The organism is Devosia sp. XGJD_8 (assembly GCF_046614475.1).
GTDB lineage: Bacteria > Pseudomonadota > Alphaproteobacteria > Rhizobiales > Devosiaceae > Devosia.
In genome coordinates this window covers 1-578 of sequence record NZ_JBKJHF010000005.1, presented here as the reverse complement: position 1 = coordinate 578, position 578 = coordinate 1, and the positions used below count along the sequence as shown (strand labels likewise).

The window sequence follows — 578 nt, the reverse complement described above, 5'->3', positions numbered from 1 at the left end:
GGCGCACCGGCCTGCTCGATGACGCCCAGGCGCAGCACCACGATCTTGTCGGCCATGGTCATGGCCTCCACCTGATCATGCGTCACATAGATCATGGTGTTTCCCAGATCATTGTGCAGCTTGGCGATCTCGACGCGCATCTGCACGCGCAGTTCCGCGTCAAGGTTGCTCAGCGGTTCGTCGAACAGGAAGATCTTGGGTTCACGCACGATGGCGCGGCCGATGGCGACGCGCTGGCGCTGCCCGCCCGAAAGCTGCTTTGGCTTGCGCTGCAGCAGCGGTACGATCTGGAGGATTTCCGCGGCGCGCTGGACGCGCAGCTTGATCTCTTCCTTGGGCGTCTTGGCGGTTTCGAGGCCAAAGGCCAGGTTCTGGTAGACATTCATATGCGGGTAGAGCGCATAGGACTGGAACACCATGGCAATGCCGCGCTTGGCCGCCGGCACGTCATTCATGCGCTGCCCGTCGATCACCAGGTCGCCCCCGGTGATCGGCTCGAGCCCCGCAATCATGCGCAGCAGGGTGGATTTGCCGCAACCGGACGGGCCGACGAAGACCGTGAACTCACCTGGCTCGAT

Annotated in this window: 1 protein-coding gene; it reads right to left on the bottom strand. The window is 63.0% G+C overall.

From position 1 onward, the window contains the following. On the bottom strand, positions 1 to 578 hold a 578-nt coding region (locus tag ACLI1C_RS20335; RefSeq protein ID WP_411399404.1), incomplete at both ends, for an ABC transporter ATP-binding protein.